The organism is Anaerohalosphaera lusitana (genome assembly GCF_002007645.1).
GTDB lineage: Bacteria > Planctomycetota > Phycisphaerae > Sedimentisphaerales > Anaerohalosphaeraceae > Anaerohalosphaera > Anaerohalosphaera lusitana.
Genome location: NZ_CP019791.1, coordinates 1914986 through 1939540, shown reverse-complemented (window position 1 = coordinate 1939540; position 24555 = coordinate 1914986). Strand labels below are relative to the sequence as shown.

The 24555-nt window shown below is 51.1% G+C and carries 14 protein-coding genes; 9 read left to right on the top strand and 5 right to left on the bottom strand.

The genetic code is table 11. The annotated features are described in order from the left end of the window. Position 1 precedes the first annotated feature (1 nt). Positions 2 to 589 (top strand): hypothetical protein, encoded by a 588-nt coding sequence (locus tag STSP2_RS07950; RefSeq protein WP_146661517.1) that lies wholly within the window; start codon positions 2 to 4, stop codon positions 587 to 589. An 84-nt stretch (positions 590 to 673) separates the two neighbouring features. Here STSP2_RS07950 and STSP2_RS07945 read toward each other — a convergent pair whose 3' ends face one another. The 5 genes from STSP2_RS07945 to STSP2_RS07925 form a co-directional block, all read right to left on the bottom strand. After that, on the bottom strand, positions 674 to 907 hold the full coding sequence (locus STSP2_RS07945; RefSeq protein WP_205848035.1) for a DUF378 domain-containing protein: 234 nt from the start codon (positions 905 to 907) through the stop codon (positions 674 to 676). A 240-nt stretch (positions 908 to 1147) separates the two neighbouring features. Further along, positions 1148 to 5806: a LamG-like jellyroll fold domain-containing protein gene (locus STSP2_RS07940; protein WP_236782750.1), complete on the bottom strand. Its 4659-nt coding sequence runs from the start codon at positions 5804 to 5806 to the stop codon at positions 1148 to 1150. 157 nt (positions 5807 to 5963) lie between these two features. Next, positions 5964 to 7736: an NPCBM/NEW2 domain-containing protein gene (locus tag STSP2_RS07935; protein ID WP_146661513.1), complete on the bottom strand. Its 1773-nt coding sequence runs from the start codon at positions 7734 to 7736 to the stop codon at positions 5964 to 5966. Beyond that, positions 7730 to 8290: a sigma-70 family RNA polymerase sigma factor gene (locus STSP2_RS07930; RefSeq protein WP_146661511.1), complete on the bottom strand. Its 561-nt coding sequence runs from the start codon at positions 8288 to 8290 to the stop codon at positions 7730 to 7732. Before STSP2_RS07930 ends, STSP2_RS07935 begins: the two co-directional genes overlap by 7 nt. Positions 8291 to 8610: 320 nt before the next feature. Next, entirely contained in the window at positions 8611 to 8976 is a 366-nt protein-coding gene (locus STSP2_RS07925) for a DUF1206 domain-containing protein (RefSeq protein ID WP_146661509.1), read from the bottom strand. A gap of 217 nt (positions 8977 to 9193) precedes the next feature. Between STSP2_RS07925 and STSP2_RS07920 the strand changes: the two genes are divergently transcribed. The 8 genes from STSP2_RS07920 to STSP2_RS07885 all read left to right on the top strand — a co-directional run bounded on the left by STSP2_RS07920 (position 9194) and on the right by STSP2_RS07885 (position 24499). Next, positions 9194 to 10738, top strand: coding sequence for a Clp protease/crotonase-like domain-containing protein (locus STSP2_RS07920; RefSeq protein WP_146661507.1), 1545 nt, complete (start codon positions 9194 to 9196; stop codon positions 10736 to 10738). A 189-nt stretch (positions 10739 to 10927) separates the two neighbouring features. Further along, on the top strand, positions 10928 to 11509 hold the full coding sequence (locus tag STSP2_RS07915) for a sigma-70 family RNA polymerase sigma factor (RefSeq protein WP_146661505.1): 582 nt from the start codon (positions 10928 to 10930) through the stop codon (positions 11507 to 11509). Further along, positions 11510 to 13192, top strand: a complete 1683-nt coding sequence (locus STSP2_RS07910; RefSeq protein WP_146661503.1) for a LamG-like jellyroll fold domain-containing protein — start codon at positions 11510 to 11512, stop codon at positions 13190 to 13192. It abuts the gene before it with no gap. A gap of 152 nt (positions 13193 to 13344) precedes the next feature. Then, positions 13345 to 14094, top strand: a complete 750-nt coding sequence (locus STSP2_RS07905) for a type II secretion system protein (RefSeq protein ID WP_169853072.1) — start codon at positions 13345 to 13347, stop codon at positions 14092 to 14094. A 73-nt stretch (positions 14095 to 14167) separates the two neighbouring features. Then, complete coding sequence (locus STSP2_RS07900) at positions 14168 to 15895, top strand: LamG-like jellyroll fold domain-containing protein (RefSeq protein ID WP_146661500.1); 1728 nt, start codon at positions 14168 to 14170, stop codon at positions 15893 to 15895. Positions 15896 to 15932: 37 nt separating this feature from the next. Continuing rightward, positions 15933 to 17954 (top strand): LamG-like jellyroll fold domain-containing protein, encoded by a 2022-nt coding sequence (locus tag STSP2_RS07895; RefSeq protein WP_146661498.1) that lies wholly within the window; start codon positions 15933 to 15935, stop codon positions 17952 to 17954. A 161-nt stretch (positions 17955 to 18115) separates the two neighbouring features. Next, positions 18116 to 20908, top strand: a complete 2793-nt coding sequence (locus STSP2_RS07890; RefSeq protein ID WP_146661495.1) for a CBM96 family carbohydrate-binding protein — start codon at positions 18116 to 18118, stop codon at positions 20906 to 20908. Positions 20909 to 21268: 360 nt separating this feature from the next. Further along, positions 21269 to 24499, top strand: a complete 3231-nt coding sequence (locus STSP2_RS07885) for a CBM96 family carbohydrate-binding protein (RefSeq protein WP_169853071.1) — start codon at positions 21269 to 21271, stop codon at positions 24497 to 24499. The last annotated feature ends 56 nt before the right edge of the window (positions 24500 to 24555 follow it).

Below are 24555 nucleotides of genomic sequence, written 5' to 3'. Positions count from 1 at the left end.
CATGTATTGTAAAAAAGTAAGATCAAAACTGAATACCATGCTCGACACGGGCCGGCAGCCCGACTCCGTCATCAAAACGCACCTTCAAAGCTGCGACTCCTGCTCACAGTATTACAGACAGCTCCTGAACATCCACCGCGACCTCACCCTGGAGCAGCCTGACCGCACGACCAATAATAACACCGGATCGGTAAAGATGGGCGTCCTCAACGCCTTGGATAAAAACGAAGGATCAACCCACAAGATCCGCTCCGCGAACCTGAACATACACCACCACATCAAAAAAGCCGCACTTGCAACTGTCGCAGCTTGTATAGCAGCAATTATCCTGGTCAACTCATCGTTGATCACAAACGACAACGCCAACATACCCCGCCCCCCAGCAGCACAGGACACAACTTCCCTCGACCGCGTGCTCTCCGCAGGTGCGATAAACAACTTCGCCCTCTCTCAAGTCGCGAACCTGCTGTCGCACCCCGAAAAAAGCATCCAAAACAACTTCCGGACCACCGCCCAGACATTCGTCAAAGAAGTGGGATCCATAACCACACAACTAAGCACGGTACATCAAACCCCCTCGGACCAATAACCCTCCGCCGCTTAAATGCAAAAAGGGGCTCCTCACGGAACCCCTTAGTTCTGCTAATCTACATATTTTGCCCGGGCATTCTTATTAACTGTGAGGCTGGGTGCGAGCATGGCCGCTCTTGGCTGCGTCAACTATCATCAGGACCGCTGCAAGGCAGACAACTATGTATACGATCCTTGCAAGCATAGTCAGCTCACCGAATATTGCAGCGACCAGGTCAAAGCCGAACAGCCCGACCAGACCCCAGTTCAAACCGCCGATAAGCAGCAATACGAAAGATGTCCAGGCCCACCAGTTCATGTCAAGTTTCCTAAGCATAGCAACCTCCAATCAACTCTAGAAAAATAGTCATTTTAAAGAGCACCTTTTTAACCTCCTCTTTAGTGCTTTCAACTATTTATTCATGCTCAGGTCTTATAAAGTTCAGTAAAAAAGCCTACATCATCGACACTTTCATTCACACAAGCATCAAAACACAACAAAACATACATTTCCTTATACTACACTGCGACAATACCCCTACTCAAACAGCCCATTTCGGGCCCCAACTGCTACGCCCTACTGTCCCAAAAGCTCGCTTATCTCGCCTTGCGAAAGAGCTCTATCGTAAACGCGTACATCATCGATGCACCCCTTGAAAAACTTCTTCTCGACGTAGGACCCTATACACAACGTTTCACCTTTAACCGTATTTATGCTGGCCGGAAATATCTCGCTGAACTCATCCAATTCACCGTCAACATACAGCTTCAAATGAGCCAACTCTGCAGGAACCTGCTCCGGCAGCACAACAGCAACATGATGCCATCCCCCATCAGCAATCTCAGTCGAACCCTTTACCCACGCACCCAGAACGTCAACATGCAGCAGTCCTCCAACCACACCGAAAATGAACCGGCCCGATCGAATATCATTTGCACCCCAGGAAACAATAATTCCCGATCTCTGCTCGGGGTCCAGTTTGACCCACGCAGCCGCTGACCGTACCTGTGCACCATTAACACCGCCAAATCCTGTGCTTGCCCAATCACCGTCCCCATCCAGAACCAGCGAACCATTGCCCCGCTTAACCTCCCCAACATCCTGCGTCACCACAGCATCCCCATGCAAAGCCAGATCGCCATCGACAACGCCCCCCAACGCATCCAGATCGAAGCACGCTTCATAAACCAAACCCGGACGATCATACCTCTTCAGCCACGACTCGGCCACCAGCGAAAGATCAGCAATATCAAGCACACCATCCTGATCGAGATCCGTAACCGGTTCGCCCGCGGAAGCCCCGCTCACCCAGTCGCCTGCAAAAGCGGCAAAATCATAAAAGCCCATCTCCCCCGTCGCCGCATCCGCAACATTGACCTGAAAGTCCTGCAGATTGTACTCACCATCCAGCCCGGCAACACTGATCGAAAACCTGTTCAAACCAGTATCCGCATCAGACGGCACACCCGCCAGACTGCCGTCCGCACTCACATCCAGCCAGCTCGGCCCCGCAGCCTTGCTGAACACGACATCTTCATCCATCGGACTCCGCACCAGCGAAGCAAGCGATCCGCTGAAATCGCCCCCCTCAATCAAATCCCCCGCAACCGGCTCAGATGCAAAATAAGGCGGATGATTGTAACCTTCCCAATATGGCATCAGACAGCTCCCCGGAATGATCTCTCGCTCAAATCCGGGCCCTTGCCACGCAACCGAAAGATGGTCACCCCCGCCGCCCTCTTTCTGCAGCGCCCTGATATAGTATCTCTTCCCCGCCTTCAAACCCATAACCGCCGACTGCTGCGACGCATATTCATTCCAGACTCGGTAACCCGTCCAGCCATTGATATAAGCTATCCTGCTCGCATTAGCCGGCTCATGGTTCCCGCTCAGCCAAAGCTCGCAGTAATCATCACCGGCAATCCAGAACGTATAGTGACCGCTCACCTTCGGCACAACAAAACCATGCACCCTCGTACCATAATTGTCCGAATACCACTGCGGCGTCTCAAACTGAACGATCTGCTCACGCACATCAGGATTGTCCGGATAATCAGGATCACCCGTCAAATCGCTCACATAATTACCAGATATATCGTGCCATACCTCTCGAGTAATGCTCCCAACCCCGTCACCCGCGGTAAAGCTCCACGTAAGCCCCTTTAGCGTACCGGATGGCGTAACAGGATCCACACGCCAGTAATACGTCGTATAAGGCAGCCAGTTACCCGCCCATTCACTCTCGGCGAGTGTACCAACAAATTCCTCCGAATCGGTCCCAGCGTCGGTTACCCCAGACTCAGAAGTCCCCATATAGAGGTTATAACCGATTGTCTGAGAATTGTCCGTCCAGTCCACAAACGGCACATCAACGTCAAAACTCATATCGACCGGCGAAGGATTCTCCGCCCTGCCGCCATCATAAGCCGCTTGTATATCGCTCAGTTCGAGATCGTAATTGTATATCCGCACATCATCGATCGCCCCCGCAAAATAGCTCCCCTCCACCGGATCGCCTCCGATATAGGATGGGCCTGAAAACGCCTCCGGAACATTGGAAGTATAGTCAACCGCAGACTCCAGTACCCCGTTTTCGCCCTTGTAAATAACCGCTCGGTCATCCCTGATAACCAGCGCAACAAACGTCCACGCATTACGCACGTCAAGACCCGAATCCCAATATTTCCCCCCTGAGTTCCAAAGGTAGCGAAGCTCTCCATTATAACCGAAACACAAACCGGCAGAACTGCCCTCCCGCGTCATGAATATACTCGCCCAGTCATCAGGCGTACCGCTGGGCTTGACCCATGCCGTTATCGTCACATTGTCACTGTTAATATCCAGCGCTGGCACCTTGACGACATCATCAACGCCGTCAAACTCAACCGCCGAGCTGAAATGCCCCGCCACCGAGTCCTGATCAAAAGATAACCCACCCTCGCAAACACCATGCTCGTCAAACCCGCTAGAATCGGTCGCAGCAGTTCCCGTGCCATCATCTAGCTTCCAGTACCCCTTCATCTGCCTTGGCCTAACCGTTACAGTTACTGCCCTCTCCAGCGTCTTACCCGTCCCAAGATCGGTAAATATGACCTTGTCTTCATGAACACCCGGCAGCCATAATTGCGGCCTGATCTCAACTGTCACCGTCTGATCACTGTTGGCAGGTACAACCCCGCCTTCCGGAACATTCAGCCGACCCGCCAGACTTTGCCCCGACCACTCTATATCCCTGTCCGTATCGTTGATCAGCTTACATTCAAAACTGCTGTCAGGAATCCTGTTGCCCATCGTCACCGACGTTCTGAACCCGTCCGTAGGGCTTGCCAGCAAACTCTCAGGCGGCCCGATAACCACCACCGAAGGATCACCGTACAGATTGAACAGCGTCCAGTTATGGTTCCACCAACTGCTTATTTCTTCCTTAAGATCGTAAAGTGCCTCACCGCAAGACTTACCCTCTGCGATCCCCTTTGCATACCTGTACCCCATGCCGGCATCCGTAGGAGAATTAGTAAACGTCTGCTGACTGTAGTAATAAGACAGTCGCGTAGATCCGATCGTACCGATCCCGCCCTTTTTCAGCAGAGAATACGCCAGGTTGTCCGTGTACGTCACATACGCATTGTCGCACGAACCCTGGAAAGTAGTCGCCGGATGCGCATCATCAAGATATGCCGAATCGCCGGAACTGATTATACCCGACGCCCCCTTCGCCCAGCCGTGCGTGCTCCACACAACTACCCCGTAGTCATTCTGGCTCCAGACATTTGCAGGATACAAACTCGGCCCGAACTCAGCAGGCGGATCGAAATTGAACTGATCCGGAGAAAGTGTGTAACCCTCTCGGTAGTGACGGTCTATGCCTATGGCCCGAGGCTCCAGTAAGTTGTACTTTATCTCCTCGCCAAGCTGATAACATGAGGTATTCGAATCCAGCGGCACGATCGGAACATAGAATTTCCGCCGCCACTGGGTATCCGTAGAATTCTCATAGTCGATGGTCTTCTGCAGTATTCCGTCCATGTCATTCATGCTGCCGTAGTACGGAATACGGCCGACATATATCTCGAAGTACCGTTCTATCTCCCCGCTTTCACCAATGATGCCGTTATCATTTGCATCCCAGTCCGCGGTCAGCTCTGCATAAAAATAATCCGTCGGTATATTCCGCCCACCGCACGGATAAAGCTTCATTGGAACCGTACCCTGATCAGGTATCGGATTACCTATAAGCAGCAAATAATGAATACCCATGCTTTCATAATTCGCCTGCAGCCAGGCACGGATATTATTCGCCGCAGCATCACCTGTTCCACCGCCCCACTCCTGCTCCGTAACCAGCGTCACGTCATACCCCATAGAAGCTTTATGAGCGATGAAATCGTCCAGTACGCTCGATGCCGAAGCAATGCTGTTGCTGGTCATGATTACATAACCGTTCGTTCCCGGATCGGGTGCCGGTTCGTAAATACCACCGTCTAACTGACCGCTGTAACTGTCTTCTGACAGAATATCTCCGTCGCTGCTTACCGAATCGATCTCATAGTCAGCAGCGCCCTGGTCAAAATTGACAACCATATCCTTCAAACGACTTCTGGCGTGCTCCGAAGCTTTGCTTCGCCCTTTAACCGCGCCACGCCCCTTGCCTTGCTTTTGATATTCAACAACTACATCCGCCGAAACCAGCTTCTGTATCTGACCGGCCGCAGGGTTGTACTTAACCAGCGCGACAGCAACCTCCACAAGCCTCCACTGTCTCATCCTGCCGCTCGAATTAACGCGACACCCACGCCCGGGCCAGAATGCATCGGCCTGGTAAATATCAATATCATGCCCGTCAATAATGTTCTGACCGACAGGCCATATTTCGATTGTTTCACCTTGATTTGAAGTGAGCAAAGGAGGAGAAGGCGCGATATACTCTCCCGTGACAGATTCATACACAGCATCAGAAAACTGAACATTAAGCGACCTCATATCAGCGTTGGGAGGGAGCAAAACTGTTATCATCTGCCAAGGAACGTTCGGCTGCCCCGGCTCATTGATAAAACAAACGCCCTCAGGACCGAAACCGACTTCCCCATCTGCACCAGCAGAATATTCAAGCTCCTGCACCGCCGCCGCAAACTGGGAATTGCCTGAATCGACTTGAATGCTGCCCGCATCCGAAACCGAAATGAACGCTAAAATGGCGAAAAATGCCGCAGAAACACACAAACTCTTCAACCTCATCACAACTTCACTCCTTCCGAACAGTCAAGAACCATATCAGCAAGCAGTCTATCCTCTATATCCCCCCAATCAAAACAAAAAATCTGCAACGCTGGCAGTTAGATTACCAGAAGCGGTTTCAAAAATGCTTTTGGATTACGGTTTTCCACTCACAAACTTATTCGCTGAATAGGCCCGAAAACCTGGACTTCCATCCCTTTTTAGCCGCTGGATTATTTTCTATACCTGTAGCCTTCAGCTCAAGGTATGGCTCAGCAAAAACCGTCCAGTCCTTGCCGTTTCCGTTCTCTTCACCGCCGTCGACAGTGATCAGCGTCAGATACTTTGCCCCGCTTTCAAGCGGAATGTCTATCTCATGGGCACCGTCAGCCGTCTTAACATCATCCAGAGCAAATCTCTCTTCGCCGTCGACCATCACACGGAAACCCGCATTGCCTCCGCCCCAGTCAGGCTCGGATATACCGCATTTCGCCCTGAAAGCCGACAACTCCTGGCCCGGCAAAAGCATACGGATATTTTCAAGATCAAATGTTATACCCAGATTCGCATGCATGACTATTGCAGGCTTCTGAGCTCCGCCGTATTCAACACCATTGAGTTTCACAGGATACCTTTTACTCTCAGCAGTGTAACCGATCGCTATCTCCGGATCAGTTGTAACCTCAGACCAGTACCATCCGGTCGTGTCTGGCAATTTATCACAACTATGCTCCGAGGTGATCTGCTGAGGACCTTCACCGCCGTCCGGCACAAACAAACCGTCAACATAAGGATTCTCAGGGATCTGCTTGTATTCGCCCGAAGTTGTTCGATTTGTGGAACCTTTAAATTCGCTCACGAACTCGCCGCTGACAGGATCGATCCCTACACCAATTTCACCGCTGCCGAAACCGTTACCGCCTGCGACGACGTCGGCCAGGTCGAACCTGCTTCCCGACACGGCGAAACTGTCATTCGGTATAGCTTTCGCAAAACGCTTCCCACCGTCAGCAAGCTCGATCCGCTTGACGACTCCATTCGCATCAACGATACCTGCCTGACCGGCATAGAGTTTCTGAGTGGAGCCATGAAGCACAGGATCGTCCCCGGCACGTATCTCCACTTCACCTTCAAAGACATGAACTTCAGTAAGACCAGAAGGATGTGAAGTCACCCCGAATTCTGTTCCATAGTCGATCACGGTAGCATTTGGCGTGCGAACTACAAAACCGGTTGCCTCGTCCGGAACGTACGAAAACAACGATCCAGAATACAGCATCAGTTGATTCTCTGTCTCGGGCTCGATCTCAGCGGGACCCTGAATAATGACATCGGCACCGCTCTTGAATTCCAGACGCGCAAAACCCTCCAGAAGGGTCTTTCTCAGTGTACGAAGATTATCACCTACCTGATGGTCGCTCTGCTCTCCGGACCATTTGGAATGCATCGCCTCTGTAACCGTGGCAACTATGGGTCCCTGCTGTTCCCTGATGATTACATGGGCCATCACCAACAGCATCGCCGCTGCAGATGTCACAGCCGTATAGATAGCAGCCTTGGAAAACTTGCGCTGCAGCTTTTTGTACTTACCAACGGAACGTATCTCTGGCGCAGCCTTTTCTTTTCGCTTTCTCTTGGGCAGCCGGAACCATCTCCGCCTGCGTGTCGGAACGGTCTCAGCCATCTGCTCAGCTTCTGCCAGTTCGTCCCAGACATAACCAAGCGTACTCTCATCGACCCGGACCTCCTGCTTCGGCGCCTCGAATGAAACATTGCCCGGCTGACGAAGGGACGAATAAAGACTTACGTACTCGCAATAATATTGCATCGCATACGGATCATGCTCCAGCGTGGACCGAAGCTGCGCAAGCTCGTCCTTGCTGGCTGATCCGCTGAGTACCTTCAGGATCACCCCGCCAAGCTCTTTATAGTTTTGGTCATTACTCAGCATGCCGAATCCTCAGACACCAGGCGCCACCGAACACATTTTATCAAACTGTTGTGAATTCTGTTCATCACCTTGTACATACCCTGCACCGACCTGTCCAGGCTCTGTGCAATTCCCTTTATTGTCAACCCGCCCTCGTAATGCATCTGCAAAAGACGGCGGTCCTTCTTACTCAACTTCTCAAGGCACTTTTGAACCGCTTTCATTCGCTCATCGGACTCACCTGAAACCGTTTCTGCCCTGCCCGCAAACAGATCGAGCATGTCCCCTGTAAACAGTACATGCGAATTCTTGCGTTTACGGGTATAATTTAAAACCTCAAATCGCGCGATACTCACTGCCCAGGCCCCAAAATTCGTACCCTGCTCGAACTCGTCAAACTTCTGCCACATAACCGCGGATGCTTCCTGCATTATCTCATCAGCATCGTTGCAGTTGGGCACAAGCATGAGTATGTAGGAATAAATACGCTTCTGGTTGGCCATGAACAGCTTGAAGAACAGATCGCTCCGTTCTTTATCGCTGTATTTGGTTTTGCCGCTATCTAAATCACTCATAGCTTCAAACGTACCTTAAACTCTTCACTTTAGGGGAGCTCTAATAATTGCTTTTGAGCGGCAAGTAGAAGATCTTTGCGTTCCAGCAAGGAAGACAAATCAGCTTTAGTTGTTGCTAAAGCGGTTTTTGTCTGCCGCTGCCCGGAACCAAAAAGATTCGCTTGACCACCAAAATGAATTGTTAGAGGTGCCCTTCACCTTATTACATCATCACATTGCAAAATTGGAGCAAAAAAATCTTCCCAAAGGAAAATATGATGGACAAAACTACAAATAGCCTCATTGGGACACGGTTATATTTTATCCAAAGTAAGGCAAGATCACTTGATCGCCCTGAGATTCTTCAGCCCGAGAACGAAAAACGCAACAGCAATTATCGCCAGAACTGCCTTGCCGGCCTTTATCGCAACAATACTGTCGAATATATCTTCTAAGTTGACTATATAACCTTTATCCGCAAGAACAACTGCTATCATAATCGAGATAGCCAGTATCAGAAATAGCACGCCGCGCACACCCTGCGCAAAGGTCACAAGACGCGAACCAAGGCTTTGGCGACCGGGATTTACTTCAGAAATATCGCCGCTCTCGCCGGACTTTTTTTGCCTCTTTAGTGCCGCTTTTGATGCCTTTTTGTCGTACTTTGCCTGCTTTTTGAGCAGTTTCTTCCTGTTTTTATCCGCCATTTATGGATGCCTTTAGGTCTCTTAAATTCGCAGAATACACCATTCTATCGACATTTACTGCCCTGACCGTCAGAGTGTGCATTATAAAAAATCGCATCTCATACGTAAAGCAAAGCCTTTTAGGGCTCGATTTGAGTCTTTTCACTGGCATAAAACGCCTCTCCAGCGTAGAATATAAGTGCAATCAGGTTTAGTTTTAAATTAGCGAGGTGCAAAAATGAAACATTTGGTAATCACATCAGCAGTTCTGTTCTTCGCAATTATCGGACAGGGTTTCTCAGACACGTTCCGAAATAAGCAGACCGGCGAAACTTTCAACGGCTTTGCCACCCAGGTTCAGCGCCAAAACGAAGCTAAAGTCTTTGTACAGCAGGAAGATGGTAAGCTGAAAACCCGCTTCGTAAATCTCAACGAATACGAAATAGTCTACAACCGCAAAGGTCGACGTGACAACGTCATCGTCATCCCGATCACAAATCGGCAGACCTTCGCATCCTATCGGGTTTGCGAAAAACTGGCAAAAACCATCGAAGCCGCGTCAAATCGCGGGCCCTACTACATTATTCTGGAGATTGACAGCCCAGGCGGCAGAGGTGATTATACCAAACTGGTCATCGAAGCCGTAAGACAAACCGATAACTGCCCGGTCATAACTTATGTCAACGGCGGCACTTTCGGCGGTGTCTATTCCATAGCTTCACTTATCGCTGTTGCGTCCGATGCGGTTTATTTCGCGCCCGGCACAGCAATGAGCAGTGAACCGCCGCTGATAGGCGGAATAGCAACGGAAGAGGAGATCAGAGATTATCAGCAGCGATACAGCGCAGACAGTCTCTCGGCCTACGGCGGATATGCCGCCAGCATTGCGCGAAAACGCGGTCGTCCCGAGGCCCTTACTGTCGCTATGATCGACAACACTATTGACGTAGTAGAGGTCAGGACCGCAGAAGACGGCAAGACTGAATTCATCAATCGCCTGGACAAACTGCCCTCTCAGCAGATAGTCAAGAACTGGTCCAGAGCTGCAACCGGCCTGGTTCCTGCTGAGCAACAGTCCCAGCAGTACAATGTTCAGGCCGTACCTCAGTCAACCGCAACGGCAACCGTACCCAAAGTTACTAACCTCACAGCACAGGACGCCGTAAAGACCGGAATGGCCGACGGTATCGCGGTCAGCCGAACGGATCTGCTCGAAAAATTTGATCTGACTGATGTTGATATAATCGAAAACAGCGGCATACGACGTGAGATCCGTGCATTTAACGCAAACCAGAATGCTATCAGAACGATGCTCGCAAATGTCGATTACCTGGAGAACAGGGCAGATCAGCTTAAGACCCGTCTGGATGAGATAACAGAATTCAATGCCAGAGGCACACGCAGAAGGGAATCCTACTACGACAATCTGCAGGATCAGCCAATAGACAGAGGACCAAACCGGCGGGTTTTCAGCACGGGCAAGGATGTTAACAGGCGTGATCTCATTAAAAGCACTGAAGCCGCTACATTGCGATACCTGGCAGAGCTTGAAAATGCGAGAGATCGCGGCGAGGTCTTCGTTGAGACTGAGACTGTGGAAACTCAAAGACTGCGTGCCGAACTTGCAAGCACGCTCGATACGCTACTGCGTAACTACACCAGGATTCTGAGGACGGCCCGAGGATTCCCAGGCGCACTGCCCATGGATGTTAGCGTTAACGAACTGCAGCGAGGTCGAACAACTGCGGCGAATCTAAGGCAGGATGTCCTTTTCGGACTGTAAAAACAAATCATTTAGATAAACGTACCAAAGAGGCGCACTTTTCTGTGTGCCTCTTTTTTTTATGCAAGACGGCAAATTTTATTACTCATTTTCTGAATTTTTTAGAATTTCACGGGCACTTTCACGCATTAAGTGGCATGGAACTGGTGAAAAGACCAAAAACTGCCCTGTCATTATGCGGTGAGTTTAATGGAAGACTATAAAGCCAAAAACGTTAATAAGGATCTGGCGTCCTCGGCCGAGGCGCACTCCGATCCTGCGTATGCATCACGCTTCTTCCGTCTTTTCATGCAGAATCAAAAGAAACTCTTCAAATACATCCTCATGCTGGTGCCCTGCCGTTCGGATGCGGAGGATATTCTGCAGGACACGGCCACGTTGATGTGGACCAAGTTTGACGAATTCAAACCGGGAACCAATTTCGCGGCCTGGGGCATCAAGATCGCACATTTCAAGGTGCTGCGATATTACCGCAGCCGAAAACGGCTCCACGTACCCATAACTGACGACATCCTGGAAATCGTCACGGAGCAGGCAGTACAGGCGGTGGACGAAAAGGACCATAAAATCAAAGTCCTTCAGCAATGTATGAAGGAACTGCCCGAAAAGGATCGGGCCTTGATCGAGCTGAGGTACGACAGAGGTCTTGCACCTAAGAAAGTTGCCCAGAAAGTTTCCCGTCCTGTCAGGGGGATATATAAAAGCCTCTCAAGGATACATAATTCCCTGCTCGTGTGCGTACGCCGTCGGCTCAACCAGGAGGGACTCTAAATGAGCAAAACAGATCACTATTACACACACCTTGGGGAACTGATCCTCGAATCGCTTGAGGGCGCAATTACGGAAGAAAGAAGCGCGGAACTTACCGGATATCTCAAAAATGATCAAACCGCAATAATATACTATCGTGAGTTTGTGAGTATCTATTCATCGCTGACCTGCCCTGACAGCGTCTGCATGAACAGTGACGAAGAACTGCATGCTGATGCGGAGCAGTTGGACCTGCAAGTGTGGCAGGCTCTTGCGCAGAACGAAATAGATGCTGATCCGGTTGTTATCGAGGAGCAAAACGGCAGAGATGATGTTACTCGATCCGTGGTAAAAGCTCCAAGCAGGCAAAAAGTGCGGGAGTATTCCAAGCTATCCATCTATACCGCAATAATTTCCAGTGCCGCTTTGGTTCTTGTCCTGCTTTTACCGATCATCTTGCCTGAAAGCGGGCCGACGGTTGCATTTATTGACACTGAGGTCGATGCTGAGTGGCATGAGGATGCCAGACCAGACGGCAGCGGAGACATAGCTGCCGGCGATCTGCAATTGCTCGAAGGCCTTGCCAGGATCCGGATGGCGGGCGGTGCAGAGCTGGTACTGGAGGGACCCGCACAGATCAACTTCAAATCCGCAGACAGCATATCTCTAAATGAGGGCAAGCTCACGGCCCATGTGAACAGGGATGCAGTGGGGTTCATTGTAGATACGCCCAATACAAGGGTACTCGACCTGGGCACTGAATTTGGTGTTGAAGCGAGGAATACCGGATGCGAGGTACATGTCTTTGACGGTGAAGTGGCACTTTATCCGTCTAATGGAGATCAGAAGTTTTCGGTAAAAGCGGGCGATGCCAAGAGAGTGTACTCCAACGGCAGCGTTTCAGATGTTCGTGCAGATGAGCTGGCGTTTGTGACCGAGAATGAATACGAGGCCAGGCTGCGGAGCGGTGAATCCAGTTACCAGCGTTGGCTGGCCCTGAAATACGAACTGCAGCGAGACCCCGATCTGGTAACCTACTACACCTTTGAGAAAGACGATACGAGTCCCGGACTGCTGCAGAATCTGGCACCTGTCACAGGAAATGATCTTGACGGGAAAATTGAAAACAAAGGCGGTTCGCACGATGGCTGGGTAAGCGGACGTTGGCCGCAAAAATCCGCTATTTCTTTTACCGGTCCGGGCAGCCGTTGGATGGTGACAGAAAGGAACCAATCGGCCAGCATCTCAGGACCTGTAACGATCTGGAGCTGGATAAAGGTCGATCAAGATAATCCCGGGGGAGTGATAATCAGTAATCGCATACCGGGAGGTCACTGCAATTACAGACTTGCGGTGACACTTGATTATATGGAATTTCTGCGGATCAGTACTTCCAACAGCTATGCTGACAGGTCCTTCACCAATTTAGGGAGTGAACTAACACAAGGCTGGCATTTCGCGGCCGTTACGCATGATAACAAGATATTGCGTTTCTATCTGGACGGAGAACTGGTTAGTTCGCAGAAACACGAGTATCACCCACCAGCAGTCAAATGCAGGACCTATGTAGGACAGCATAATTCCGGTGATGAAAAGAGGAATGATTTTTACGGAACGATCGGCGAGGTTGGGGTTTTCAAGCGTGTTCTCAGCGACAGAGAGATCGAATCGATATATCTTGGCGGCATGCCAGGCTTTGAATAGTTGATAAAGTGAAGGATGAGCCGGAGTGGACTTTGGCGAGTAACCCGGCTCATCCGTTTTTGCAAAAAGCGGCACAGAGCGCGCCTTGCCTTTTGCGCAGGCGATTATAGCTCTGGCCAGACGGAATGTCCAATCGGAAATGGAGAATCGAGATGGCCAGGAAAAAAGGATTCACACTGATCGAACTGCTGGTTGTTATTTCAATCATCGCACTTCTTATGGCGATTATGATGCCTGCTCTGAGTATGGTAAAAGAGCGGGCTAAACGGGTAATATGCGGCAGCAACACCAAACAGGTTGGCATAGGATTGTTCACTTATGCTCAATCCTATGATGATAAGCTCCCTCCTCAGTACGGCAACGAGCCATGGGAAGCTGTTTTGGCATATTATCCGGATGGCAGCCACAATCCGGTCAGAACACAGCTTGCGATACTTTATGAAGAGAAGATCGTAGGTAACCCCGAGGTCTTCTACTGTCCCAGTCAACCTCGGCACAGTGACTACCCCATCCCCTACTACTATGACTTCTACACAGATAACGGGACCGTCGAATGGGGTTCGGAATTCATACCAATCCCAGGTTTGGACGGCCATGAACTCATCCGTACTTCATACAATTACTGGCTGCACGGCCAGAAGAAAACTTCAGCTCTGAGCAGAAATGCGATCCTCGTAGACAACTGCCAGGAGTGGGAAGTCGTTCCACACAGAAAAGGCAGTTCCGGCGATCCGCAGGGGCTGTATGCATTGTTCGGGGACGGACATGCCAATTTCGCGACCAGGCGAGAGATATTTGATGACGACCTTTGGCCGAAAGACTTTCGCACCGTCTTTAACGGTCCGGGCAATGATACCGAAAAATTTGAGCTGATACTTAAGGAAATTGAAAAGGATCAGTAGATCAGTAACAGGCAACTGGTGCCTTGTTATTCAACGTATGTAAGATTTTTTATTACTATTTTTTGGAGGTTTCATGATGAAGGCCAAAAGAAAGTTTTACAAAGGCTGTTTTGCATTGCTGGCCGTTCTGGCGTGCATGCAGTTGGCTGCAGGAATTGCAGTAGGCGGAGTGGTGGAGACGGATGCTGACACATACTGTGAGGGTGACGGCGACAACCACGGTGACAAGGGCTTTATCACGGTTAAGCGAAGTACCGCCGGTGCAGGTTCTGCGTGGACACGAACGGGCTGGATGCATTTCGATCTGAGTGGTGAAGGGATCTGCTCGACAGCTTCACTTACTGTTACCGTAGATGCTGCGGACGTCGGCAGCGGCACGCTGACTATCTGGGGTATCAAAGACGGTCAGCCCGGCGACGAGTACGGCACCGACTGGGAAGAGATGACCATCACGGGTGACAATGCTCCTCAGACGCCGGATTTTGCAGAAGACGCACACACAACCAAGCTCGGTGAATACAGTTGGACAAGCACGCCGGCGGTTGGCGAACAGATCGTTTTCTCTACTGAAGCACTTGCCAACTTCCTCAACGCTGACACCAATGATGAAGTGACGATACTGATCGTAAGAAATCCAAACAATGCGAACTTGAACATCGAGTCGAGGGAAAGCGGCGAAGGCACGCCTACACTGGAGCTATCACTCGAGCCGGTCGCGTGGGGGTATTCTCCAGCAAACGACAGCTTCGATGTACCTGTAGACACCACACTGACATGGCAGACTGGACGAGATCTGACTGATCCAACCCAGCCCAACGCTGATGTGGACTATCACAATGTATACGTTGGACCTGCTTCTGAACCTAACGGCCTGCTGGATGTTATTCCTGTACAGGTTGATAACGATGGTTCCGGCACTGGAAGCTATACAGTCACTGGTCTGGATTACGCGACAGAATATGTCTGGCGGGTTGATGAAGTAATGAATGACAGCACGGTTTGGGAAGGTCCTACTTCAAGCTTTACGACTGAGGTACCACCTCAACTGCTCGCGCATTACACATTTGATGGTACGGTTGCCGATTCAAGCGGTAACGGTTTTGACGGAACATATACAGACACAGCGAATGACCCCAACTACGTAGCGGGTCTTGACAATCTCGGTCAGGCTATCGAGTTGTGGGCGGCTGGTCCATATATTGAAGTACCCACGACTGCATTTGACAATATGGGGCCTCGTGAGATAAGCATCGCTTTCTGGTATTACGGCGATTCAACTCAACCTCTCGGTGATCATGCCTTTGAAGGGCGCGCAAACGGCAACCGTGTCATGAGCGTTCATCTGCCATGGAGCAACGGCAATGCATACTGGGATGCAGGTAATTCCAGCGGTACTCCTGACCGCATCTATAAGACTATGGATGCAAGCGAATACAAAGAACAGTGGAACCATGCCGTGTTCATCAAGGACGTAACTGCGGGAACCATGAGCATCTGGCTCAACGGGCAGAAATGGCACGAAGGTACTGGCCTGACCAAGGCACTTGAAGCACCCGATATGTTCTGGATCGGTTCCGGTGACAGCACCACATACACCGGATACATGGACGATTTCCGCATCTATAACTATGCTCTGACGGATCTGGAGATCGCAACGCTTTACACCACCGGCTCTGGAGAATCCATCTGCTTCGAATCTAACCCTATGGACTTCGACGGCGACTGCATAGTCGAGATCGACGACCTGGTCGAATTCATGTCCGGATGGCTCGAATGCGGTCTGGCGCCTGACTGTCAGTAATTAAATCCAGCTAAACTCTTATTGGAGGTTACATAAGATGAACGTCAAAAGTAAAAACTTTAAACGCTGCTTTGTATGGCTTGTTGTTCTAGCCTGCATTGGGTTGACAACGGGTGTCGGTCATGCAGCAGTTACGACGACCGACGCAGACACATATGTAGAAGGTGATGGCGACAACCACGGCGATAAAGAGGCTTTGGTAGTCAAGCGCAGTTCGGCTGGGGCATCGTCAGCATGGACACGCACGACCTGGATCCATTTCGATCTGGCTTCCATGCCGCCGATCGCAAGTGATGCAATTCTTACGGTCACGCGCGACGAAAGCAGCAATTCAGTATCGAGCGGCACACTGACTTTCTGGGGTGTCATTGACGGCCAGCCCGGCGACACTTACGGCACGGACTGGGAAGAAATGACTATCAGCGGCAGCAACGCTCCGCTGACGCCGGATTTTGCTGAAGACGAGAACACCACTGTTCTGGGCACGATCGATGTTTCGGACTGGGCCGCCGGCGATGCGAAGACGGTACAGACACTGGAACTGGTAGAATTTCTGAACGCTGACACAAACGGCGAAGTGACGATCATCGTCACCCGAAACGTGAACGATCAGAACTTCGAGCTCAGATCTCGAGAGAATGCAAACGGCGGCGCTGCGACACTGGAAATGACGCTTGCACCTGCGGCATGGGATCCAACTCCTGAAGCCGGCGCAACGGGCATTTTCGAGGATCAGGTTCTCTACTGGAGCACGGGTCTGGATCCTGCTAATCCTTCGCAGGCTCATCCTGACATCGATTATCACAATGTATACCTGCAGACCGACGATCCAAACTTCGCAGGCGTTACTCCTGTGCAGGTTGACAACACGGACGCAACTGCCAGCTATGACTCTGCCGATTTCAGCCGTGATACGACTTACTACTGGCGTGTCGATGAGGTGATGCTCGACAGCACTGTTGTAACAGGCAAGACATGGTCGTTCACGACGGTGCCTTCGGTTCCCGTGATCGTATCTCAGCCTGACGAGCAGATCGTCATCGCTGAACTGGGCGAAACGCTCGAGTACACCATTGACGCGTACAATCCATTCACGATGGACGCTACCGGACTCGAGTTCCAGTGGTATAAGAACGGCACCGAAGAAGTAGAGACTGGGCCTACACTGACGATCTCGCCATTTGAAGCTACGGATGAAGGCGTTTACAACTGTGTTGTTACGATCACAAGCAACGGCGGCAGCACACCTAGTAACGATATAACCATCGGCTATAAGCAGGAACTGGCCAGGTGGACGCTCGATCAGGGCGACTATGTAAATGATCAGTATGTTGATGTTATCGGCGGACACAATGCTGATCCGAACAGCGCGCCTGTTTTTGTAGAACAGTTTGACGGCACTGCCGGCGGCGGTGTTGAGATCGGTTCCGACAGTTGGGCGAATGCAGGGACATGGGATCCTTCAGCGTTTACCGGTCAGATCAGCGTAAGTGCATGGATCAAATGGGACGGAACTGGTCCTGCCACATACGGCAGCGGTATCATCTCAAAGGCTGACGGTTATGGCGTTGACACGGACAGATGGTTCTTCGTGCTCCGCGGCAAGTCTGGTGATAATGCGGGTCTGTGGTTCTACAACGCAGGTTCGTACCTGTCAACTAACGGTCTGGTACCGGCGAATGAATGGACGCACGTTTGTGCAACGTTCGACGGAGATTACTTCAGGATCTATGTTAACGGAGCACTCGAAGGTTCCACGACGTATGCACAGCTTGATAACGCGACTGACGCTCCCATCGTGATCGGTGCAAAGGGCATCAATTCCGATCCGTTCCCCGGTGCTATGGATGATGTCCGCATCTTCAACTATGGCCTGAATGAAGTAGAAGTTGCTAGCGTCTACAAGGACTATACCGGTCTTGCAACATGCATCGATCGTCCTGCAATGGACATCAGCGGTCCTAACGGCGAACAGGATTGTGTAGTGAATCTTTATGACTTCGCAGAGTTCGCGAATAACTGGCTCGACTGCGGGCTGGTCCCGGACTGCATTCAGTAATGACGGAAAGCGAAGTTAGTATGATGCAGTGATTTTCAACGGGGCCGTATCTGTTCGGGTGCGGCCCCGTTCTTTTTGATTTTTTTTGGCGAAATACAGGGTTTTGCCACGGTATCTATGTGATGCCGTATGATATGTAGTTTGCATTAAAGGTGCTTAAAATGAAAACAAGGGTGATCAGTACTTGGATGTGTGCAATTATTATGATAACTGGTGTTGAAGCGAGTTCGTATGCGGTGACGCCGGAGAACTTTACGCAAGTTGTTTACAGTGATGGTCAGCAGTATACCTTGAGATTGACCAGGGAGAGTCTGCGGGGGCCGGATTTCAACGTGAAGATACAGCAGGATTCGGGGGCGTTTGCAGATTACGATGCAGGTGAGGTTCGGACATATCTCGGCACGGTCGACGAGGATCCGTTTGCGAATGTTGCGGGCTATCTGCAGTCGAACGGAGTCTTTCGCAGTGTGGTATATTTCGACCGGGGTGTGACGGAATACTATGAAGGCAGTACTAAAGTTGGGGGCAATGGGACGCAGTCATTCTCGGTCCGGTGGCCGACAACTCCGACAGTCAGTGCGGGTCACGGGGGGACCACAATGTACGAATACCAGGTGGGGATCGATATCGATTACACCACTTTTTCTCAGATATACAATTCCAGTTATTCCAGGACGATGGAGAACGTGGAGTACTGCATGGCAGAGCTGGCGGCGATACATATGCGGGATGCGATACTCAAGCCGGTGATCGGCAAGGTGGTCATCCGCGCCTCGGCCAGCCAGACTCCGTATGATCTGTCCGCGGGCAACAGCAACCTGACGAGGATATCGGGAGCATGGAGTGAGGATATGGGTTACTGCTTTAAAGTCGGTCTGATGCTGCCTTCTTACGGCGGCGGAGTGGCTTATCTTGGAGGGTCTTATTCAGTCAATTCCACTAAAAGCAATGGTCAATTCGTGACAACCTGGCGACACGAGATCGGACACAATTGGGGTATTGCCGACTATGAAGCAAACAACCCCGAAGGGCCCACTCTGATGTGCGGCAATCAGAGAGGCAGGTATTGCGGGCCCGGGGTGCAGGACATGCTAAACCATCGCGACAGTCGGATAGGCACCAAATTGTATTCTGTTGGGACCTATGCGACAGTGAATCTTCCTCCCTATGCTGCACTGGATACTGTCGAAATGACATCAACACCTAATATTTCCAAGAGTATAACATTTGATCCAATCGCAAATGATCACGATGGAAACGGCCATTCCCTTTCTATAGCCAGTGTAGACAGCACTACAAATCGCGGCGGGACTGTAACAATTTCCAGCGGTACCGGACCGAATGGTCGTGACGAACTGATCTACACGGCCCCTGCGAACGCTGAAGGTCTTGACTGGTTCTATTACGTCTGTGAAGACAGCAGCGGTCAGAAGGCAAGCGGGCTGGTTGTGGTAAAGCTCAACGTCATAATTCCTCCGATGTGGACGGTCGAAACGGATGCGGACACTTTTGTTGAAGGCCACTACGATAATGACAACTTCGGCAGTGCGGGCTATATCGTGATCAAGCGAAGCACTGCGGGCGCAACTACGTCCTGGACACGTACCGGATGGGTGCATTTCGACATAAGCGGCAAGCAGCTTGCAAGCAATGCGCGTTTGACATTCACACGCAACAGCGGAGACTCCGGTGGAACTGTGAATGTGTGGGGCGTCAAGGACGGCCGACCCGGTGACGAGCTTGGAACAGACTGGAGCGAGGGCAGTATTACCGGTTCCAATGCTCCGCTTAAGCCCGATTTTGCAGAAGACGAAAACACAACTCTTGTGGGTTCATTTGCTATTTCACCGAGCGAAACATTCACCATACAGACGCCCGAACTGGCGGAGTTCCTGGCAGCGAACACGAACGGCGAAGTAACTTTCTTGCTGGCTAGAAATCCGAACGACGGCAACTTTGCTATAAAGTCACGAGAGAGCGGATTTGGAGCGACCCTCAGCGTAGCAAAGCAGCCTGCACAGGATACATATGTCCGGGGCGGTTCCTACGCAAATGACAATTTCGGTGCTGAGAACAGTATGAAGGTCAAACTGGACAGCTATGACACCTATGTCAGAAATTCTTATTTCTCCTTCGACTATGCTAATGCGGGAAGCGGGTCGATAGAAAATGCGACCTTGACGCTCATGCCAACCTCGGTTCAGGGCAGCAGGACACTGCGTCTGCAGCTTCTTGACGATGCTGATGACGGCTGGGATGAAAGCAGCATTACCTGGAACAGCGCCCCTGCCTCCACGGGCGGATCTATATACATCTACAGCTCTTCATTGAGAGCAGGTCAGCCGTATACTGTTGATGTTACGCAGTTGCTGAACCAGTCCATCAATCAGAACACAGTAGCGTCTTTCAGACTTGACACAATAACTTCGGCACAGACCGGTGTAAATCAGTTCGCAACAAAAGAGTACTCTGATCCAGCCTGGCATCCCAGGCTGAATGTGACGATGAGTGACCCTGCCCCATCGGCACCTGGTGGACTGTTCGCAGTCAATGGAAATGGATTTGTCAAGCTGGAATGGGACGAATCGCAGGATCAGACTATATCACAATACAGGGTTTATCGAGCCGAGCGGAGCAATGCAGCTTATGAGTTGGTGGGCATCAGTGTGGGAACGAACTTCACGGACAATCAGGTCGTTAATGAGACGACGTACTATTACGTTGTAACGGCTGTAGACAGTAACGGCGACGAATCCGCTTATTCGATTGAAGTGTCTGCGACTCCAGGCCTGGTGGCTGATATCAATCTTGACGGCCGAGTCGATTACGCGGACTACAGCCTGCTTATCGGGAACTGGCAAAGCAGCGGTGCAGGCGATATATATCCGGCCGGCGGTGATAACATAGTTGATTTCGATGACCTGAGATGGTTTGCGGAAGAATGGCTCAATTGACTAAATAGCCTGGCTAATCAGGAACAGGAGAATCAGGGCGGCTGGATGCAGAATATGTTTCTGCGTCCAGTTCCTGCCCTGCTTTAAAGGAAACGCAAAAGGAGGTTTGCAGAAAAATGTTCAGAAGGACTTTTCTGCTGACAAAAACATCTTCGCATGCAGATGCAATAAGGCGGGGTATCCGCATCTTCATATAATTCGGCCTGCGGTCTTTTCGTCACATGACTTAGTGGAACGATCTGCGGGCCAATATCGAATGTGAGGATGAAAATAGACGGGGGAAGCATGTAAAAACGGAGAATACACATGTCACACAGGATTAATCTGAGTTCAACTGCGCTTATCCTATGCGCACTAAGTATGTTATTTGTAACAGGCTCAAGTCTGGCCGTAGTGCCCGACACGATCACTCAAACGGTATCGGACGGCACTAACAGTTATACGTTGAATATGTTCAAAGAGAGCCTGCGGGGGCCGAACTTCAACGTGCTGGTACAGAACTCGTCCGGCACGTATGACAGTTATACGCCTGACGAGGTGAGAACCTATGTGGGTTATGTAAGCGAACTGGACGATGCCCTTGTGGTCGGCTATTTGCAAACGGACGGCGATCTCTGGGCGCTCATGTATCTGGACAGAGGCGAAAAGTGGAGCACGCTCGGCAGTTCTGTCACGAACAAGAGCGTTCCTTCACCCACATATGCCTGGCCGAGCGCTTCTACTGTTACGCCAGGACAGGCAGGCAGCACAGTCTACAAGTATGAAATGGGTTTTGATGTCGATTATGACGCATTCAGCACGATCTATGGCAGCAGTCTCGCAACAACTATGGAACAGGTAGAGAAGAATATGTGCGCATGGAAAGCGATACAGCTTCGCGACAACATGATGCTGAATTGTATTGGTCGAGTGGTAATCAGAAGCTCGCAGACACATTGCCCGTATCAGGGCATAAGCGGTACCGCCCTGCTGAGTCCATTTGCAAATGAATGGTCAAACAATCACTCGGATGCGATGGCATATTGCTTCAAAGCTATGTTAGCAAGCCCTAACATCGGCGGCGGAGTGGCATACAGCCCCGGAACCTATAATGTGTCTCAGGTCAAGAGCACAGGCTGGTACATGGGAGCAGGCCGGCATGAAACCGGTCATAACTTCGGTGCAGGTGACTGGGACGGCAACAGCCCTGAAGGCAACACCATCATGTGCGGTAATGGTATAGCCCGATTCTGCGGCACAAGTGTTCGGGATCACCTCGCACACAGAGACGGCAACATCGGCACGAAACTTTACAGCATCGGCGGAGCATACACCGGCGTGGACGTACCGCCTTACGCAGCTCTTGACATCGTTACAGATGGTGTTGAGACCCAGAGCAGCATCACGATTGACGTGTTAGCTAATGATTTCGATGCGAATGCTGATACACTTTCGATCTTGAGCGTCGAATCGACCTCCGAAAGGGGTGGAACGGTCAGTATCTCTACCGGAACAGGTCCGAACGGCCGAGACGAGATCAGCTACACTGCTCCGGATGACACTGAGGGCATGGACTATTTTCATTATGTAATAGCCGACAGCACCGGACAGACAGCAACAGGCCTTGCTATGATGCAGATCGAGGTCACGCCGACATGGTCGCTCGCTACTGATGCAGACACCTATGTCGAAGGCACCAACAGCAACAATTACGGCGGATCAACTGCTGTCGTGGTCAAACGCAGCTCGGCTGGTGCAGGGTCAACTTACACACGTACCGGGTGGATACATTTTGACCTTACCGGTAAAGAGCTCGGCGCAAGGGCTAAGCTGACATTGACGGTTAACAGCGCTGATGTAAGCTCAGGAACTATCACTGTCTGGGGTATTATCGACGGTCGTCCAGGTGATAATCTCGGTACCGACTGGACGGAGTCCGGCATCACCGGCGCAAATGCCCCGCTTTCGCCTGACTTCGCCGAGGATACGGATACAACCCAAGTTGGCACTTTCTCATGGAGCGGCGGCGCACCCGCGGCGGGAACTGAATTCAGCATTGAAGGCGCAGATCTACTCAATTTCCTCAAAGCAGACACGAATAACGAAGTCACGTTATTGATTACACGCAATATTAACGATGGCAACATGAGTTTCAGGTCAAAGGAAAACACCAGCGGCGGCGAGGCTACATTGAGCGTTTTACCCTTAGTAAGTGCTGACAGTTATATTCGCGATGGAGGTTATGCCGGTGACAACTTCGGACTCGACTCCATCATGGGTGTCAAATATGACTTCAATTCGGGGTACACTCGTGAATCGTTTGTCAGATTCGACTATAGCAATCAGGGCAGTGGCGATGTTCAAAGCGCAACTTTGACATTGACACCGACAAGTGTACAAACAAGCAGGACGATTCGTGTGCGTATGACGGATGACTCAGGTGATCTGTGGGACGAGACGGGCATCACATGGAACAACAGCCCTGTCGGCAGTGGAAATGAAGTCACTTTCTCCAGTAACAATCTGACAGTTGAACAGGCATACAACATCGATGTAACTACGTTGCTCACACAGTCAATGAATACAAACAGCGCGGCAACCTTCCATATTGATACTACAACCCAGAGTAGTACCGGCTGGAACGCGTTTGCAACAAAGGAGCATGTTACTGCCAGCTATCACCCCAGCTTGACAGTTACGTTTAACACAGGTGATACTACTGCACCTGCGGCGCCTACTGGTCTTGGTGCTACGGCAGGTGATGGTTCGGTCAGTCTTGACTGGGCGGATAACAGTGAGCAGGATCTTGCCAGCTATACCGTTTATCGCAGCACTACGAGCGGCAGCGGATATGCTTCTATTGCAACTGGCGTGTCGACCAGCGATTACACCGACAACACGGTTACCAACGACACGACTTATTACTACGTTGTGACTGCTGTTGATACGAGTGACAATGAGTCGGATACTTCCAGTGAAGCATCTGCTACACCTGCGGACACGACTGCGCCTGCAGCACCTACAGGTCTTGGTGCGACGGCTGGCGACGGTTCGGTTGATCTGGACTGGGCGGATAACAGCGAAAGCGATCTGGACAGCTATACTGTTTACCGCAGTACGACGAGCGGCAGCGGTTATGCGGCAGTTGCCCAGGGCGTGTCGAGCAGTGACTACACTGATAACACCGTGACGAACGGCACGACATACTACTATGTTGTCACCGCTGTTGATACAGCCAGCAATGAGTCGAGCACATCGAGCGAGGTTTCTGCTACGCCGCAGGGTCAGCAGACGGTCGAGATGTATGTCAATTCGATCGTTATGGGTTCGCGTAATGCCGGTCCGAATTACTGGGGCCAGGCGACGGTTCACATCAAGGACGATACGGGTGCCAACGTGAGCGGTGCGACAGTTTACGGTACATGGTCAGGCGCGTACAGCGGGACCGTGAGCGGAACGACCGCAGCGGACGGTACGGTGTTCTTCGAGACTGCTGATAAGGTCAAGAACGGCGGAACGTTTACGTTCACCGTGACGGACGTGACGGTCAGCGGCAAGACTTACAACGCGACGCTGAACGTTGAGACGTCGGATTCTATTACAGTGCCTTAGTTGGCATAGCGTTAGCTCATGAAAGCTAACAAAGGATGCAAGGGCGTGGCGATTTC